The 17322-nt window shown below is 69.1% G+C and carries 13 protein-coding genes; 9 read left to right on the top strand and 4 right to left on the bottom strand.

All coding sequences use genetic code 11. The features are described 5' to 3' along the window. Nucleotides 1–3: 3 nt before the first annotated feature. The 3 genes from ABD143_RS19095 to dhaK are packed head-to-tail and all read left to right on the top strand — an operon-like array spanning nucleotide 4 to nucleotide 2505. A complete protein-coding gene (locus ABD143_RS19095; protein ID WP_343979857.1) occupies nucleotides 4–807 on the top strand; it encodes an HAD-IA family hydrolase in 804 nt (267 codons plus the stop codon). A 2-nt stretch (nucleotides 808–809) separates the two neighbouring features. Continuing rightward, the gene (gene dhaL / locus ABD143_RS19100; protein WP_343979859.1) at nucleotides 810–1454 is read left to right on the top strand and encodes a dihydroxyacetone kinase subunit DhaL; all 645 of its coding nucleotides are present in this window, start codon (nucleotides 810–812) and stop codon (nucleotides 1452–1454) included. A 55-nt stretch (nucleotides 1455–1509) separates the two neighbouring features. After that, the gene (gene dhaK / locus ABD143_RS19105; RefSeq protein ID WP_343979862.1) at nucleotides 1510–2505 is read left to right on the top strand and encodes a dihydroxyacetone kinase subunit DhaK; all 996 of its coding nucleotides are present in this window, start codon (nucleotides 1510–1512) and stop codon (nucleotides 2503–2505) included. Nucleotides 2506–2630: 125 nt separating this feature from the next. On the opposite strand, the gene ABD143_RS19110 is transcribed toward dhaK, so the two are convergent. From ABD143_RS19110 to ABD143_RS38260, 3 genes are all read right to left on the bottom strand, one after another. Next, nucleotides 2631–3623, bottom strand: a complete 993-nt coding sequence (locus ABD143_RS19110; protein ID WP_343979865.1) for an amidohydrolase family protein — start codon at nucleotides 3621–3623, stop codon at nucleotides 2631–2633. Between the two features lie 530 nt (nucleotides 3624–4153). Next, nucleotides 4154–4744 carry a DUF418 domain-containing protein gene (locus ABD143_RS19115; RefSeq protein WP_343979867.1) on the bottom strand — a complete coding sequence of 197 codons (591 nt, stop codon included), beginning with the start codon at nucleotides 4742–4744 and terminating at the stop codon, nucleotides 4154–4156. Continuing rightward, a complete protein-coding gene (locus ABD143_RS38260; protein WP_379659874.1) occupies nucleotides 4732–5400 on the bottom strand; it encodes a heparan-alpha-glucosaminide N-acetyltransferase domain-containing protein in 669 nt (222 codons plus the stop codon). The genes ABD143_RS19115 and ABD143_RS38260 overlap by 13 nt, the downstream gene beginning before the upstream one ends. 338 nt (nucleotides 5401–5738) lie before the next feature. Between ABD143_RS38260 and sbnA the strand changes: the two genes are divergently transcribed. The 6 genes from sbnA to ABD143_RS19145 all read left to right on the top strand — a co-directional run bounded on the left by sbnA (nucleotide 5739) and on the right by ABD143_RS19145 (nucleotide 16454). Beyond that, nucleotides 5739–6725, top strand: coding sequence for a 2,3-diaminopropionate biosynthesis protein SbnA (sbnA, locus tag ABD143_RS19120; protein WP_343979870.1), 987 nt, complete (start codon nucleotides 5739–5741; stop codon nucleotides 6723–6725). Nucleotides 6726–6797: 72 nt separating this feature from the next. Further along, complete coding sequence (locus tag ABD143_RS19125; RefSeq protein WP_343979873.1) at nucleotides 6798–10745, top strand: Pls/PosA family non-ribosomal peptide synthetase; 3948 nt, start codon at nucleotides 6798–6800, stop codon at nucleotides 10743–10745. A gap of 29 nt (nucleotides 10746–10774) precedes the next feature. Next, nucleotides 10775–13315 (top strand): non-ribosomal peptide synthetase, encoded by a 2541-nt coding sequence (locus ABD143_RS19130; protein ID WP_343979876.1) that lies wholly within the window; start codon nucleotides 10775–10777, stop codon nucleotides 13313–13315. A gap of 52 nt (nucleotides 13316–13367) precedes the next feature. After that, a complete protein-coding gene (locus tag ABD143_RS19135) occupies nucleotides 13368–14357 on the top strand; it encodes a TauD/TfdA family dioxygenase (RefSeq protein ID WP_343979878.1) in 990 nt (329 codons plus the stop codon). Next, on the top strand, nucleotides 14354–15391 hold the full coding sequence (sbnB, locus tag ABD143_RS19140; protein WP_343979881.1) for a 2,3-diaminopropionate biosynthesis protein SbnB: 1038 nt from the start codon (nucleotides 14354–14356) through the stop codon (nucleotides 15389–15391). Before ABD143_RS19135 ends, sbnB begins: the two co-directional genes overlap by 4 nt. 313 nt (nucleotides 15392–15704) lie before the next feature. Next, the gene (locus ABD143_RS19145; protein WP_343979884.1) at nucleotides 15705–16454 is read left to right on the top strand and encodes an IclR family transcriptional regulator; all 750 of its coding nucleotides are present in this window, start codon (nucleotides 15705–15707) and stop codon (nucleotides 16452–16454) included. A gap of 49 nt (nucleotides 16455–16503) precedes the next feature. Here ABD143_RS19145 and ABD143_RS19150 read toward each other — a convergent pair whose 3' ends face one another. Then, on the bottom strand, nucleotides 16504–17262 hold the full coding sequence (locus ABD143_RS19150) for an IclR family transcriptional regulator (RefSeq protein ID WP_343980302.1): 759 nt from the start codon (nucleotides 17260–17262) through the stop codon (nucleotides 16504–16506). Between the last annotated feature and the right edge of the window lie 60 nt (nucleotides 17263–17322).

The following is a 17322-nucleotide window of genomic DNA, read 5'->3' on the forward strand; positions in this document are numbered from 1 at the left end:
CCGGTGCCCGCCCTCGTCTTCGACTGCGACGGTGTCCTCGCCGACACCGAACGCTATGGCCATCTGCCCGCGTTCAACGCGATGTTCGAGGAGTTCGGTCTTCCCGTCCGCTGGAGCGAGGCCGAGTACGGCGAGAAGCTCCTGGTCGGCGGTGGCAAGGAACGGATGGCCACGATGCTGACGCCGGAGTTCATCGCTGCGGCCGGGCTCCCGTCCGACCGTGGCGAGCTCGCCGAGCACCTCGCGCGCTGGCACCGCCGCAAGACCGAGATCTACACGGGGATCATCGCGAGCGGGTCGATCCCGCCTCGGCCTGGGGTACGGCGGATCGCGGAGGAGGCCGCCGCCGCCGGCTGGTCGCTCGCCGTCGCGTCCACGTCCGCCGAGGCGTCGGTGCGCAGCGTCGTCGAGCACGTGATGGGCGACGCGCTGGCCGGCCGGTTCGCCGTCTTCGCCGGCGACGTCGTCCCACACAAGAAGCCCGCGCCGGACATCTACATCCTCGCCGTGTCGGAGACGGGGATGTCGCCGGATGCCGTGGTGGTCGTGGAGGACAGCCGCAACGGGATGCTCGCCGCGCTCGACGCCGGGCTCGCCTGCGTCGTCACCCCGAGCAGCTACACCGTGGGTGAGGACTTCACCGGCGCTGCGCTCCTGGTGTCGTCGCTCGGCGACCCGGGGGAGACCACACAGGTGCTCGACGACCCGTTCGAACTCGACCCGACGCCCGTCGTCCGCCTCGACCATCTCCGGACGCTTCTCACCGAGAGGGCGTTGCGGCCGGCCGGACCGTCCAGCAAGGAGTGACCATGACCTCGTCAGCGAATCTCGAGTTCGTCGTTCGTACGATCGCGCAGACCGCCGTGGACAACGAGCAAGCGTTCGGTGAGCTCGACGCGGTCGTGGGCGACGGCGACTTCGGCTACTCCCTGGCTCGCGGATTCGAGATCGTGCTGGCCGACTGGGACACCTTCGACCGCACCGATCCGTCGGTGTTCCTGCAGAAGATCGCCCTCACCATCTCCAAGCGGGTCGGCGGCACCTCCGGCCCGCTGTGGGGCACGGCCTTCCTGCGTGCGTCCGCGGCGGTGAAGGGGAAGTCGGAGCTGACCGGCGAGGACGTCGTCGCGATGCTCCGGGGTGCCGCCGAGGGGATCAAGAAAAGGGGCAACTCCGACGTCGGCGACAAGACGCTCCTGGACGCCCTGGTGCCGATGACGGACGCGATCGCCGCGCAGCTCGCCGCCGACCCGGCCACGCCCGCCCCCGAGGTAGCGAAGATCGCCGCCAGCTCCGCGCGCGCCGCAGCAGACGCGACGACACCGATGCAGGCAATGCGCGGCCGTGCGAGCTACACGGGCGAGCGCAGCATCGGTTCACCCGACGCGGGCGCTGTCGCCGTCGCGGTGATGGCCGAGCGTGTCGCCCAGACCTGGACGGGATCGGCGGGCTGAGCAGCCTGACCGCGGGACGGCGAGTCCCTCAACGACGAGACCGACGGAGAACCGCATGAAGAAGTTCGTCAACGACCCGAAGAACTACGTGCCGGAGATGCTGGAGGGCCTGGCGCTGGCCAACCCGGAGACCCTCCGTTACGTCCCGGACTACAACCTGATCATGCGGACGGACGCCCCGCGTGACGACAAGGTCTCGATCATCCAGGGTTCCGGGTCCGGCCACGAGCCCGCCCATGTCATGACGGTCGGCCCGGGCATGCTCGACGCCGCCTGCCCGGGTGACGTGTTCGCCGCCCCGCCCACCGACTACGTCTACGAGACGATCAAGCTGCTCGCCACTCCCAAGGGCGTGCTGCTCCTGGTGAACAACTACACCGGCGACCGGATGGCCTTCGACATGGCCCAGGAGCTCGCCGAGGCCGAGGACATCACCGTCCGCACGCTGTTCATCGACGACGACGTCTCGGTCCAGGACTCGACCTACACCGTCGGCCGGCGGGGTGTGGCGGGCAACTTCTTCGTGATGAAGGCCGTTGGGGCAGCGGCCGAGCGCGGTGCCGACCTCGACGAGATCTACCGGATCGGGGAGAAGGTCAACAGCGTCACCCGCACGATGGGCATGGCCCTCACCGCGTGCACGCCGCCCGCGAAGGGGACGCCGCTGTTCGACCTGCCGGCTGACGAGATCGAGATGGGTGTCGGCATCCACGGCGAGCCGGGGCGCCGGCGGGTGAAGCTGATGCCGGCCGACGCGATCGTCGACGAGTTGCTGGACGCCGTGGCGGGCGACCTGCCGTTCGAGTCCGGCGACCGGGTCGCCCTCATGGTCAACGGCCTGGGCGGCACCCCGATCAGCGAGCTGTACATCCTCTACCGGCGGGCACACAACCAGCTCGCCGACCGCGGTATCACCGTGGGCCGCAACTACGTCGGCGAGTACTGCACGTCGCTGGACATGGCAGGTGCGTCGATCACGCTCGTCCGGCTCGACGATGAGATCGAGTCCTTGCTCGCCGACCCGGCGGAGATCGCTATCCGGGTGTTCTGACCGCTCGCGGGGTTGATCACGCCGCCGAAGGGCATCCGCCCGCCACAACCGTAAGCCGCCTAAAGATCTTCATCCACAGGTCTTGACGATTGCTCATCTTCTGGCGGCCGGGTCCGAAGGTGATTTCAGCTGAGGTCGTCCAGGCGGGGGAAGAGCCGCTGTGCGTTGCGGGTGGTCAGGGCGCGCCAGGTGTCGCCGTCGGGTTGGGGGGCGGCGTCGACGGAGTCGACCTGGGATGTGGTGCCTGCGGCTGGGGTCCAGCAGTAGTCGCTGCCGTACAGCAGGCGTTCGTTGCCGAATGCGGTGGTCAGGGCGGGGATCTGGTAGGGGAAGGGGGTGCCGGCCATGTCGAACCAAAGGCGGCCGATCTGTTCTGGGATCGGGCCTACTGGGTCCGTGACGTCGGTTGTGCTGCCTGCTCCGAACACGCTGCGGAAGAGCTCCATGCGCTGAGTGAGCAGGGGCAGGGTGCCGCCGCCGTGGGTGAAGATCCAGGGGATGTTGGGGTAGCGCTGGAGGCGACCGTTGAAGACCAGGTCGGAGACGGTGCGGGTGGTGTCGAAGATGAACTCCAGCATGGGGCGTGGGCGGCCCAGCGACACGGCCTGGTAGTTGGGGGGCGAGGTGGGGTGGACGAAGACGGGGGTGCGGCGTCGGTCGAGTTCGGCGAGCAGCGGTTCGTAGCGCGGATCGCCGAGGTAGCTGCCGTCGACGTTGCTCTCGGTGGCCACCCCGTCGCTGCCGAGCTGGTCGATGGCGTACGCCAGCTCTTCCAGGGCCGCGTCGACGTCGGGCAGTGGTAGGGAGGCGAAGTGCCCGAATCGGTCGGGGTGGGCGCGGCGGATCTCCGCTGCGGTGTCGTTGACGTGCCGGGCCAGCGTGCGGGTGGCGGTGGGGTCGCCGAAGGAGACGCCGGGCGAGGAGATCGACAGGATGGAGGTCGCGATGCCCCATTGGTCCATCAGTTCCAGGTGCTGGGCGGCGTTCCAGGTGGGCCAGCCGGGCATGCCGTCGGGGTGGAGGTGTCCGGCGTCCTTCGCTTCCTGGACGTAGTGGTCGGTCAGGAAGTGGGCGTGGACGTCCACCAGGGGTGTGCGGGTCGGGCCGACGCCGGCCATCGGGTTCGTCCTCTCAAGGTCGCGCGTGGCGGGGTGGGTCAGTGGTCAGCGAGGTGCGGGTATCGCGGTAGCGGGCGGCTACGGTGCTGCTTTGCCCACAGCATGCCCGCGACCAGTGCGAGGACCTTCGAGGACGAGAGGTCGCGCCGCGAACCTCGCAAGCGCCGGAAGACGCGCAAGACCACGGCCTGACCCGGCCGGGGATTCGGCGGCGCTCTATGTCGCGGCCCAGGCAGAGATCGGCGGGATCGAGCCTCCGGGGATGCGTTCACCGCACGTGCACCGGTCAGCTGTTCTTGCTTGCGCCACTCGTCCAGCAGGGCCGACGAGCGCAACTCCCGCGGGCGAAGCTGCTGGTGGCGGGTTCCGAGGTATGCAACGCCTACAGCGAGCAGAACGACCCGGCCGCCCGGCGCGGGGCGTTCGTCTCTGCATTCTTGACGTGACGGCGTCACGCGCAGGTTCGTGCCTCCGGCAGGATTCGCAACAGATAGGAACGGCCGCCAGGAGCGAAAACCCTGCGGGGACAGTTATGGTCGAGGCGCGAGCATGCGCGTGACGGCTCGTCGCGCGGAGGCGGCCGACACGGTCACGACCGCTTCGAGGGGGCCCTGCCGGAACCGCCGCCGCCACAGGCCGGCCAGCGCGAGAGCTCCGACGGCCATCGACAGGAACAGCAGCACTCGCTCGCCGTTCAGGACACCGGTCGCGAGCAGCACCAGGTGCGCGGAGTACAGGGTGAGCGACATGCTGCCCGCCGCGGCGAGCGGCGCCAGCGCCCGGGCCACGACAGGCAACCGGGTCAGTAGCAGGGCGACTCCCAGCACTGCGGCGGCCGAGCCGAGGGTGTGCAGCAGGTCGACCGGCGTGTACGAGTGCGGGGTGCGCAGCGCGAGATACCACCACGACATCGGGGTGGCCGGCTCCCACAGCAACGCCGTAACACCGCCCGGGTCGTCGCCGAGGCCGTTCTGCTCGATGAGCTGGGCGAGCCCGCCCATCCGGTAGAGCAGCAGCGCGGACACCGCGCGGGCGGCAAGAGCGAGCGCCAGCCCGCCGCCAAACAGCCACCACCCAGTACGGCGGGAGCCCAGATCGAGCCGTCCGATCACCAGCCCCACGCAGACGAAGGTAGGCCAGGAAGACGATCGCCGGGTAGGTGCCGGTGAGGGACAACTGGACGAGCAGCCCGACCGGGTCGTGGACCAGCGTGCTGAACGTCGGGTCGGGGCCGAAGTCGGAGCGGGGCAGCCCGGCGCCGGCTGTCGCCACGATGAGCAGCGGGCCAAGGGCGATCGCCGCCGCGGCGATCCCGATCAGTACGGGCCGTGCGCAGCCCAACAGCGGGATCGCGAGCAGAAACAGCAGACCATAGAAGGGCAGAATCCCGTCGACCCCGTTGAAATGCCCGAGATACCCGAGGGCGAGGCCAAGCGCGCCTACCAGTACCGCGCGGACGACGAGCCCGGCCGACACCCCGATCACGCCCTCGCACGGCCGTGCGCCGACCGGACAGGAACGCCAGACTCACCCCGGCGACCAGCACGAAGGTCGCGGCCGCCCGACCGCTCGCCACGACAGTCGCCACCGTCGGGTTGTCGTTGTCGTCAAGTGTCGCGAAGACGTGTGTCGCCATCATCCCGATCAGCGCGAGACCCCGCGCGACGTCCACTCCGACCACACGCGGCTTACCGCCGGCGATGGCCCGAGTTCCGCTGGTGACAGCGTTCGCCGACGGCACACCCCGCCGTTCCAGTTCTGGTGATTCAGCTGCCATGAACGCCACGTCCCCTCGAGGTACATTCTGTCCAGTCCGCTGAACCAGGAAACCATTGCTCTCGATCCACGGTGGGATCGATGGGGCCGGCCCTACACCCGTTGGGGCCACCCCCCTCGGGCAAGGGGGGCAGCCCTCTCCGGCAAATCCCCGTGTTTGCCGGCTCCGTTCTGGGCTCGCACGTCGGGAAAACCCCAGGGCGCTCAGGGGGGAAGTCTCGCAGGTCGGCGGGCTGTCACCATCGTTCGGCGCCGCCTCCGGCTCCACTATTACGGCCAGTGCGGAATCTCTGGTCGATGATCTCCCGGTCTCCCGGCCAGACTGACGAGGGAGTCATCGTGACGGTAATATCCGTTCCCCAGGAGTTCAATGAGAACGACCTCTACGTCGATCTCCAGTCGATCATCGGGCGCCCGTTGTTCCTGAAATGCGAGGGCTTCAACTTCGCCGGATCGGTCAAACTCAAGGCCGCCAATGCGATGGTGGAGACCGCCGAGCGGGCCGGTGTGCTGACCCCGGGGTCCGTCCTGGTCGAGTCCTCGTCCGGGAACCTGGGCGTGGCGCTGAGCATGATCGCGGCGAGCAAGGGCTACGAGTTCCTCTGTGTGACCGACTCGCGCTGCAACCAGGCGACCATCCTGCTGATGGAGGCGCTGGGCGCCCAGGTGCACACCATCACCGAGCAAGCCCAGGTCGGCGGCTTCCTCGGCGCGCGGCTGGACTACGTCCGCGCGCTGTGCGCCTCCGATGCGCGCTATGTGTGGCTCGACCAGTACACCAACGCCGACGCCTGGAAGGCGCACTACCGCACCACGGGGCCGGCGATCGCCAGGCAGTTCCCGGATCTGGACGTGCTGTTCGTCGGCGCGGGCACCACCGGCACCCTGATGGGCTGCGCCCGCTACTTCCGCGAGTGGCACCCGCAGGTGCGGATCGTCGCAGTGGACCCGGCCGGCTCGGTGAGCTTCGGTACCCCGGCGTCCCGCCGGTTGATCCCCGGCCTTGGCATGAACGTTCGCCCGCCGCTGCTCGACGAGTCCTTCGTGGACGAGGTCGTCCACGTCGACGAGGCGGACGCCATCCGGGTCTGCCACCGCCTCGCCCGCCGCGGGTTCCTGTTCGGCGGCTCGACCGGCACGGTCGTCAGCGGAGCGATGAGTTGGTTGGACCTGCACGACTCGCGCGACCTCACGGCGGCGGCCATCGCCCCGGACCTCGGCGAGCGCTATCTCGAGACCATTTACCAGAGCGACTGGGTGCAGGACCTCTACGGCGAGGACGTGTTACGCACCGGCGAGCTGACCGCCGCTTCCCGTGCGGCCTGACGCGCCACCGTGCGGTCTCCGACCGGCCCCGACAACCCGTACCGATTGCTCCACAACCCCGAGGGATACGCGATGACCGCGCTGACACAGGGCACTTGCGGGCAGGTCACGAAGAACGTGCCCGGCCCTCCGGTGGAACTGCAGGCCCGCCGGGAGCAGCGCAGGCAGGACGGCGTCACGCTCGCCGCGCAGCCCGACGCCCGGCTGGTCACACCGAATTCCGAGCTGGTCCTGATGGACCAGCACGAGGCGCAGGGTTGGCGGGTCCGCCACAAGGGCGAGCGCCTCGACCACCTGTTCGAGGTGCGCTGCGACTGGGTTCGCACGTACGGCCGGGCGGACAAGCACGCGATCGACTCCCCCGATGGGTCGCTCACCTACGACGAGCTCGATGCTCGGGCCAATCAGCTCGCCCGGTACCTTCGTCTACGCGGTGCCGGCGCCGGCGATCGGATCGGGCTGCTGTTGGACCGTCCGACCGACTCCTACGCCGCGATCCTGGCCGTCTTGAAGATCGGGGCCGCGTACGTCCCGCTGGACGTGGACGTCACGGCCGGTGAGATCGGCATCGCCGGCATCGGCCTGGCCTGCGGCTACCTGAACCGCGACGACCTCACCGAAAAGGCGTACATCCCCGACTTCCTGGGCATCCCGGCGAACCCGTCCGGCCGAATCTTCCGCGCCGGTGATCTGGGTCGGGTCAATCCCGACGGGGAGATCGAGTACGTGAGCCAGATCGACGGGGGCCGGATCGACGGGGACCGGATCGACGGGAACGGCGCGGCGCGCCGCTACTGGACGGAGATCGACGAGATCGAATCGGACCTGCTGCGGGCTTCCCAAGCCTCGGCGCCGCCGGCCATCGAACTCCCCGTACCGGAAGCCGTCGACCTCCTGGTGCCGCAGGCCGTCGAACCCCCCGTGCCGCAGGCCATCGACCTCCCGGTACCCCAGGCCATCGACCTCCCCGAGCTGCAGGTCATCGACCTCCCGGTGCCGCGGGCCGAGAAGCCCCTCCCGGCCGTGGACCGGGTGAAGCCGCCGGCTTCGCCCGCCGGCGCCGCAGCGACCACCGACACGGAGCGGGAGCTTTCAGCGCTGCTGTCCGAGGTCGTCGGTGTCGACCGGGTCGAGGTCGATGCCAATTTCTTCGACGAGCTGGGTGCGGACTCGATGGTGCTGGCCCGGTTCTGCGCGCGGCTGCGCAGGCGCGAGGACCTGCCGTCGATCTCGATGAAGGACGTCTACCAGCACCCGACGATCAGGGGCCTGGCCACGGCGTTCGCGCCCGCGCCCGTCGCGGCGCCGCCCCCGGCGCGCAGTGAAACCGAGCGGGCCCTGACCGAGGTGCTGGCGGAGGTCTTGGGCAGCGACCAGGTCACGGCCGACAGCCACTTCTTCGACGAGCTGGGCGCGGACTCGATGGTGATGACCCGGTTCTGCGCCCGGCTGCGCAAGCGCGAGGACCTGCCGTCGATCTCGATCAAGGACGTCTACCAGCACCCGACGATCCGGGGCCTGGCGATCGCGTTCACCGACCAGGCGCCCACGGCCCCTGTCGGCTCCTCGGCCCCGGCGTCGACCAGCTCGCCGGTGCCGCCGAAGCCCGAGGCTCGGAGGCCGGCCAGCACGCGTGAGTACCTGTTCTGCGGAGCGCTGCAGTTTCTGCTGTTCCTTGGATACGCCTTCGTCTACGCGCGCATCTTCGAGAGCGCCTTCCTGTGGATCACCGCCGGGGAGACCCTGCTCGACAAGTACCTGCGAGCCGTGGCCACCGGCGGCGCGATCTTCCTTCTCCAGTGCACCCTTCCGATCCTGGCCAAGTGGGTGCTCATCGGGCGCTGGAAACCCCAGGAGATTCGCGTCTGGAGCCTGGCCTATGTCCGCTTCTGGTTCGTCAAGACACTGATCCAGGCCAACCCGCTGGTCCGCCTGTTCATCGGTTCACCGCTCTACGTGCTCTATCTGAGGGCGTTGGGGGCGAAGATCGGCCGGGGCGTCGTAATCTTCTCCAAGCACATGCCCGTCTGCACCGACCTTCTCACCATCGGTGACGGCACGGTCATCCGCAAGGACACTTTCCTCACCTGCTACCGGGCCCACGCCGGCCTGATCCAGACGGGCACGGTCACCCTCGGGAAGGACGTGTTCGTCGGCGAGGCGACGGTGATCGACATCGAGACCTCGATGGGGGACGGGGCCCAGATCGGTCATTCCTCGTCTCTGCACAGGGGACAGTCCGTACCCGACGGCGAGCGCTGGCACGGATCCCCGGGGCAGCGGAGCGAGACCAACTACCGGCCGGCCGGCGCGGCCGACTGCGGCAGCGCGAGGAGGGCCGTCTACAGCGCCCTGCAACTGCTGAAGGTGCTGGTCCTGTACGTACCGCTGGCGTTCGGCGTCGCGTCCCTGTTCTTCAGCGAGATCTCGTGGCTCGGTGCGCTCCTGGGTTCGGAGCCTTTGACATGGACGTCCTGGTCGTTCTACGGGCAGGCCTTGATCGCGTCCGTCGTGTTCTTCTTCGGCGCCCTGCTCCTCACCGTCCTCGTCTCGTTCACCGTCCCTCGCGTGCTGAACCTCGCGATCGAGCCGGACAAGGTCTACCCCTTGTACGGCTTCCACTACGCGCTCCACCGGACGATCGCGCGTATGACGAACGCGAAGTTCCTGACGACACTCTTCGGTGACAGCTCCTACATCGCCCACTATCTGCGCTTTCTGGGGTACAAGCTTTCCCCCCTCGTGCAGGCCGGGTCGAACTTCGGCAAGGAAACGAGGCACGAGACCCCGTACCTGGTCTCCGTCGGTACCGGGACGGTGTGCGCTGACGGAATCTCGTTCGTCAACGCCGACTTCTCGAGCACGTCCTTCAGCGTGTCCCGAGCGTCGATCGGAGCGAACAGCTTCACCGGGAACGTGATCACGTATCCCTCGCAGGGCAAGATCGGCGACAACTGTCTACTCGGGACGAAGGTCCTGGTCCCGATCGATGGAGAGGTTCGGGAGAACGTCGGCCTTCTGGGCTCGCCCAGCTTCGAGATCCCGCGCACCGTGGCTCGGGACAGCAGGTTCCACCACCTGGCCAGCGGAGATGAGCTGCGCCGAGGGCTGGCCGGCAAGAACAGGCACAACACCGTCACCATCGCACTGCACCTGCTGGCGCAGTGGTTCCTCAGCTTCGTGCTCATTCTTGGGGCGTTGTGCGCCACGGACCTGTACGCCTCGCGGGGTACGTCGGCGCTCGCCCTCTGGGCCGTCCTGAGCCTCGTGATCAGTGTCTTCTACCAGGTGCTGGTCGAACGTGCAGCCAGGGGATTCCGGGCCTTGCGGCCGACGTACTGCTCGATCTACCAGCTCGACTTCTGGCGCGTGGAACGCTTCCTGAAGAACAGCTCGGACGCGCACATGGTCCTCAACGGCACCCCGTTCAAGAACCTGGCGTGGCGAATGCTGGGCGTCCGGCTCGGCAAGAGGCTCTTCGACGATGGCTGCAGTATGGCCGAGAAGAACATGGTGACGATCGGCGACGACGTCACCCTGAACGCCGGGTCGGCCATCCAGTGCCACTCGCAGGAGGACTACGCCTACAAGTCCGACTACATCACGGTCGGTTCCGGCTGCACCGTGGGGACCGCCGCCTTGGTCCACTACGGCGTGACGATGGGCGACGGCGCGGTGCTCGCCCCCGACTCCTTCCTCATGAAGGGCGAGGAGGTGCCGCCGAACGCGCACTGGGGCGGCAACCCGGCGCACGAGATGAGGGACCCCATGCTGGTCGTGGAGGCCCCGGCCCTGAACGCCGCGGCTCCGGTGCTCGTAGAGCAGCCCCGGTCCGCCGCGCCCGTGGAAGGCACGTCGGTCGCCGCCGGCGGCCTGGTGCCGCCCTCGGCGGAGCTCGCTCCGAGCCCCGAGCCTTTGACGGCCGCGGCGCCGGTCCCGCCGCCGGACCCGGCAGAGATGCGGTGGTTCGGCTACGGCGACCTGCCCGTACTCGATGCGGGCCTGCAGCAAGGCCGATGACGACCGCGCGATCGAGGAGGAACAACCAGATGACGACAGCAGCCGCGACCGCCGGTTTCACCGCAATCTCGCGGTGGACCCTCGACCCGGTCCCCGGCATCGCCGAGCACGAGACCGCGATTCCGGGCGACCTCCTGGCCGCGGTGCACCGCGTTGCGGACGAGCAGGCCGTGCCGTTCGACGCCGTGCTGCTGGCCGCGCACGCCAAGGTGCTCTCCGCCATGTCGGGCGAGCGCGAGATCGTGACCGGGTACGCGGCCGGTGAGGGCGCCCGGCCGATGCCCTGTCAGGTGACGACCGAGCCCGACACCTGGCTGGCGGTGCTGCTCGCCGCCGCCCGGTCGCGGCAGCTCGGGCCAGCCGACGGCAACGGCGAGCACGGCCCGAGCGGCTCTCTGTTCGAGACGGTGTTCGAGCCGTCCGGGCCTGATCCTTCCGGGTCGGATCCGGTTTGTGCGGGCGACGACCTCGCCGATGGTGTCGTGCTGCAGGTCGGCTTCCCGCGGCGCGGCGGCCGGCTCGCGCTGCGGCTGCGCTACCGGACCGACGTGCTCGACGGCGACGCCGCCGCCAGGATCGCTGGCTATCACCTCGCCGCTCTCGCGTCCATCACCGCCGATCCGGACGCCGAGCACCGGCGGCAGAGCCTGCTCTCTGCCGAGGAGCTCCACGTTCAGCTCGAAGGGCTCGACGGGCCTCGGCGGGAGCTGCCGGACCTGCGGGTGCACGAGCTGTTCGAGCAGCGGGTGGCGATGCATCCGGACGCCGTCGCGGCCGTGCACGGCGACCAGCAGTGGACCTACCGGGAGCTCAACTCACGGGCCAACCGGCTGGGCCGGGCCCTGCTGGCCCGGGGGCTGCGGCGCGAAGCGGTCGTCACCGTGGTGACGGAGCGCAACCTGGACTGGATGGCCTCCGTGCTGGCGATCTGGAAAGCCGGGCTGACCTACCTGCCCCTCGAGCCGCACTTCCCTCCCGGGCGGATCGGGACCGCCATCTGCCGGGCCGAGAGCCCGCTCGTGCTGACCGAACGCGCCAGCACCACGACACTCGACCAGGCTCTCGGTACGCTATCCGGGGTCGAGACACTCTATGTGGACACGGCCTATGCGGAGGGCCACGCCGACGGCGACCTCGGCGTCGACGTCGGGGCGGATCAGCTCGCCTACATGCTCTTCACCTCGGGCTCCACCGGGGAGCCCAAGGGCGCGATGTGCGAGCACGCGGGCATGCTCAACCACGTCTACGCCAAGCTCGCCGACCTCGGGGTCCGCGAGGGGGAGGCCATCCCGCAGACCGGGCCCCAGTGCTTCGACATCTCGGTGTGGCAACTGGTGGGCGCGCTCCTGGTCGGCGGCCGGACCCTGCTGGTCGAGCAGGAGGTGGTCCTGGACGTAGCGCGGCTCGTCGACACGCTCGGCGAGGCCCGGGCCAGCGTGCTCCAGGTCGTGCCTTCCTACCTCGACATCCTCCTGTCCTATCTCGAACAGCATCCCCGCGAGCTGCCGGATCTGCACTGCGTGTGCCCGACCGGTGACTTCCTGAAGAAGGAGCTTGTGCGTCGGTGGTTCGCGGCCCAGCCCGGCACCAGGCTGGTCAACACCTACGGGCTGACCGAGACCTCCGACGACGCCGTCCACGAGATCATGTATGGGGTCCCGAACGGGGCGCAGATCCCGCTGGGCCTCCCGATCCAGAACACGACCGTCTACGTCGTCGACGTGCACCTGTCACCGGTGCCGCTCGGCGCTCCCGGCCTGATCGTCTTCTCCGGCGTCTGCGCCGGCCGCGGTTACGTCAACGACCCCGAGCGCACCCGTCGCATGTTCGGGGACGATCCGCATCGCCCGGGCCGACGCATCTGCCGAACGGGCGACTACGGCCGCTGGCGGCCGGACGGCAAGCTGGACTTCCTCGGCCGCCGCGACAACCAGGTCAAGATCCGTGGCTTCCGGATCGAGATCGGCGACATCGAGAACGCCCTGCTGCGTGTGCCCGGGATCCGCGACGGCGCCGTGGTGGTCGCCGACGGAGCCGACCGCGCCAAACGCCTCGTGGCCTTCTACTCGGGCGAGCGGGCGATCGAGGCCGACGTGTTGCGGGACCGGCTGACCGAACGGCTGCCCGAGTACATGCTGCCCTCGGCCTTCCGCTGGCGCGAGCGTCTCCCGCTGACCCCGAACGGCAAGATCGACAGTTCGACGCTGACCACGCTCGCCGACCAGCTCGAGGTCACCGAGACTGACTACGAGGCGCCCAGCACGCCGACCGAGAAGCTGCTGGCACGAGCGTGGGCGCAAGTCCTCGGCGTCCCAGCGGACCAGATCGGTCGGCGCGACCATTTCTTCGAGCTGGGCGGCTCCTCGCTGTCCGCGGTGAAACTCGTGGTCGCCCTGAACCGCGTCGTGTCTCTGAAGGACGTCACCCGGCATCCGGTGCTGGCCGATCTCGCCGACCTGATGAACAGCAGGCCGATCGACAGCAATCCGGAACGGACCAGCGAGCTGATCGGCAGCGCGACCGAAGGCAACAACGAACGGAGTCTTGCCATCGCCTGCCGATACGCCTGAGAGATCCGAACCGACTCCATCACCTGAACCGACCCGACAAGAGGAGACCGCGATGTCGTCCCCCCATCTGGCGGCGCCGCTCGACGTCGAACAGCGTCCCGGCCGGACCCCGCTCCTGCAGGTCGACCCCACCGCCGACGCCCCGGGCTGGGCCGCCCAGCACCGGGACGGGCTGCGGGCCGCGGTGGCCCAGCACGGCGCTGTCCTGGTCCGCGGTCTCGGGCTGCGTGACGCGGCACAGGTCGCGGCCGTCTTCCAACGGCTCGGCACCGGCCTGATGGCCGAGCGGGAGGCGTTCGCGTCGCGGCAGACCTACGCCGACGGGGTCTACTCCTCGACAAAGTGGCCGGCGAACCAGCCGATGTGCATGCACCACGAGCTGAGCTACACCCTCGAGATCCCCTCCCTGATGCTGTTCGCGTGCCTGACCCCGCCGACGGCGGGGGGCGTGACCGCGGTGGCCGACTCGACGGCGGTGATGAACGCGCTGCCGCCGGAACTGGTGCAGCGCTTCGCGCGCGAGGGCTGGATGCTCGTCCGCAACTACAACGACGAGATCGGGGCGTCCTACGCCGACGCGTTCGGCACCGCGGAGCGCGGCGCCGTCGAGGCCTACTGCCGGGCGAACGCGATCGAGCTCGAGTGGCAGCCCGACGGGGGCCTACGCACCCGGCAGCGCCGCCCTGCGCTGGTCGGGCACCCGGTGACCAAGCAGCCGTGCTGGTTCAACCAGATCGCCTTCCTGAACGAGTGGACGATGGACCCCGACGTCCACGAGTACCTGGTGGAGATGTACGGCGCCGATGGCCTCCCGTTCACCACGTGCTTCGGCGGCGGTGACCCGGTCGGCGAGGACGTCGTGGCACTGCTCAACCAGGTCTATGAGGCCAACACCCTCCGCGAGCCCTGGCAGGCCGGCGACCTGATGCTCGTCGACAACGTGCGGATGGCACACAGCCGGGAGCCCTACCAGGGAGACCGCGAGGTGCTCGTCGGCATGAGCGAGCCCCTGCGGATGCCTGTCCCGGGAGGCGGACGGTGAGCGCGCCCCAGGTCGGGGTGCCGCCGTTCGCGGTGATCTCCGGCGCCCAGGTCCAGCGCGCGCTGCGCGGGCGGGAGAAGCAGATCGTCGGGCTGGTCGAGGCCACCTACCGGCTACACGGCGCCGGGGAATCGGTGAACCCGCCGTCCTACTTCCTGCGGTTCCCCGACCGGCCGTCCGCGCGGATCATCGCGCTGCCCGCGTCGATCGGCGGGCCGATCCGCGTGGACGGGATGAAGTGGATCTCCAGCTTCCCGGACAACGTCGCCGCCGGTATCCCGCGGGCCTCCGCGGTGCTGATCCTCAACGACCATGACACCGGCTACCCGTTCGCCTGCCTGGAGAGCTCGATCATCAGCGCCACCCGGACCGCTGCCTCGGCGGCCCTGGGTGCCGACATGCTCACCCGGGGGCGAGCCCGCCCCACCCGCGTCGGTTTCATCGGCACCGGGCTGATCGCCCGCTACATCCACACCTTCCTGGCCGCCACCGGCTGGTCGTTCGACGAGATCGGCGTGCACGACATGTCCGCCGCCAGCGCCGCCGGCTTCCGCGGACACCTTGAGCAATCCGGCGCAGCCGGTCGCATCATGGTGCATGACAGCGCCGAGGAACTGATTCGGTCCAGCGACCTGGTCGTGTTCGCCACCGTCGCCGGCCGGCCGCACGTCGGCGACGTGTCGTGGTTCGACCACAACCCGGTGGTGCTGCACGTGTCGCTGCGCGACCTCGCTCCGGAGATCGTGCTCGCCTCGACCAACATCGTCGACGACGTGGAGCACTGCCTCAAGGCCGACACATCGCCGCACCTGGCCGAGCAGCTCGCGGGCAACCGGGACTTCCTGCACGGCACGCTGGACGACGTGATGGCCGGGCGGGTGACGGTTCCGACGGGCCGGCCGGTGGTGTTCTCGCCCTTCGGCCTCGGGGTGCTCGACCTCGCGGTCGGCAAGTACGTCTACGACGAGGTGACCCGCTGCGGTGAGCTGCAGGTGATCGATCACTTCTTTCACGACCTGCGCCGCTACGGATGACGGGCGATTGCCCCGGCCCTGCCCACGGGGGCGGCCGGCACGACCGGGGCAACCCGACGATCATCTGGCCTCGAGAACCATTGCCCTACTCCACCGGCATCCTCCGAGTGTCGATCGACCGCAGGTCACACCACGCACCCACGAGTTCGCCGACCCCCCGCGGACGACGGCGAGCCGTCTCACCGGCCCCGGCGGATCGGGCCGGGCTCCAGGATCACCTCCGGCTGGACCAGTAGTCCGTAGGAGGGTTGAGTAGACTCCCGGCGAGGAGTTACTGAGACGTCAGCTCCTCGCACCCGATCGGGAGGAACAGTTGGCCGCGGAAACGCCGGTCGGAGTGCAATCGGTCGGGCGAGCCTTCCACCTTCTGCATCTGATGTCGGAGGCCGGCGGCCAGATGTCCATCAGCGCACTTGCCGCGGCGTCAGGCCTGCCGCTGCCGACGATCCACCGGATCATTCGCACGCTAACCGAGTCCGGCTATGTACGGCAGGACGCGTCACGGCAGTACACACTGGGACCTCGGCTGATCGGGCTCGGCGAAAGCGCCTCGCACATGCTGGCGGCCGGGGCTCAGCGAGATCTGCGGGAACTTGCTGAGGTCGCGGGTGAGACCGCGAACATGGCTTTGTACGACGGGGATCGTGCTGTGTACGTCGCCCAAGTTCCCTCACACCACTCGATGCGCATGTACACCGAAGTGGGACGCCGTGTCCATCTTCATGCAACGGGCGTCGGTAAGGCGCTGCTCTCGCAGATGTCTGACTCCGCGGTAGGCAAGCTCATGACCTCGACCGGCATGCCTCCATTGACGGATCGGACGATCACCGACGTCAACGTCCTCCTACAGGTCTTGGCCGAGATCCGCGAAAGCGGCCACACGGTCGACGACGGCGAGCACGAGGTCGGCGTCCGCTGCGTCGCTGTACCAGTCCCCGACGCGGCAACGCTCACGGCAATCTCGGTGTCCGGCCCGGCAAGTCGGCTCACTGCCGAGGTGGTCGACAGGGTCGTGCCGCTACTGCGCGAGACCGCAACCGCGGTGGCCAAGCATTTCGCCTGATTCCGGCCGACCGTTCCGTCCGCTGATCCACGGGTTGGGTGCGGCGGTCTCACGCGAAGTATTCCGACACTCTCCGCGCTGTGGAGTGGAGGTGACGGACCGCGTCGTCCGTTATGTCGGGGGTCAGCCGGTAGGTGGGGCCTGACAACGAGATGGCGGCTGGTGTCGGAGCACCTGGAACCGCCACGGCGATACACCGCAGGCCGACTTCCTGCTCCTCGTCGGAGTCGGCGTGCCCCGTCCGTCGGATCTTCTCCAGCTCATCGAGGATCTCCTCGACGTCGACCAGCGTCCGGTCCGTCAGCCGTGGCGTCGCGGCAGCCAGCAATGTCCTACGCACCGACTCAGCGGGTAGCTGCGCGAGAATTGCCTTGCCGATACCTGTGCTGTGCAGATAGACCCGGCGACCGACCTCGGTGAACATCCGCATCGAGTGACGACCCGGCACCTGCGCGACGTACACGGCGCGTTCGCCGTCGAGCAGGCCCAGCTTGGTCGTCTCTCCGACCTCGTCGGCGAGCAGAGCGAGATCCGGCTGCGCCCGCGCCCCGAGCATGCGCGCTGCGCCCTCGCCGAGGCTGATGAGGCGCGGGCCCAGCGTGTAGCGACGGCTGGACAGTTGGCGCACGTGGCCGGACTCCATGAGCGTGCGGGCCAGGCGGTGGACTGTGGGCTGGGGGAGGCCGGACGCAGCGACCAGTTCGTTGACGGCCATGGATCTCCCGGCCCGCGCGAGGACGTCGAGGAGAACGAAGGCGCGATCAATCGACTGGACTCCGTTCGAGCCAGTGCTGCTGGGGCGCACCACGTTGTTTCCCTCCGATTGTCCGAGCCGAGGGCCACTGCGCTGCAGCCTACAAGCCGCGGC

Origin of the sequence: Pseudonocardia aurantiaca (assembly GCF_039526725.1) — a bacterium.
Taxonomy (GTDB): domain Bacteria; phylum Actinomycetota; class Actinomycetes; order Mycobacteriales; family Pseudonocardiaceae; genus Pseudonocardia; species Pseudonocardia aurantiaca.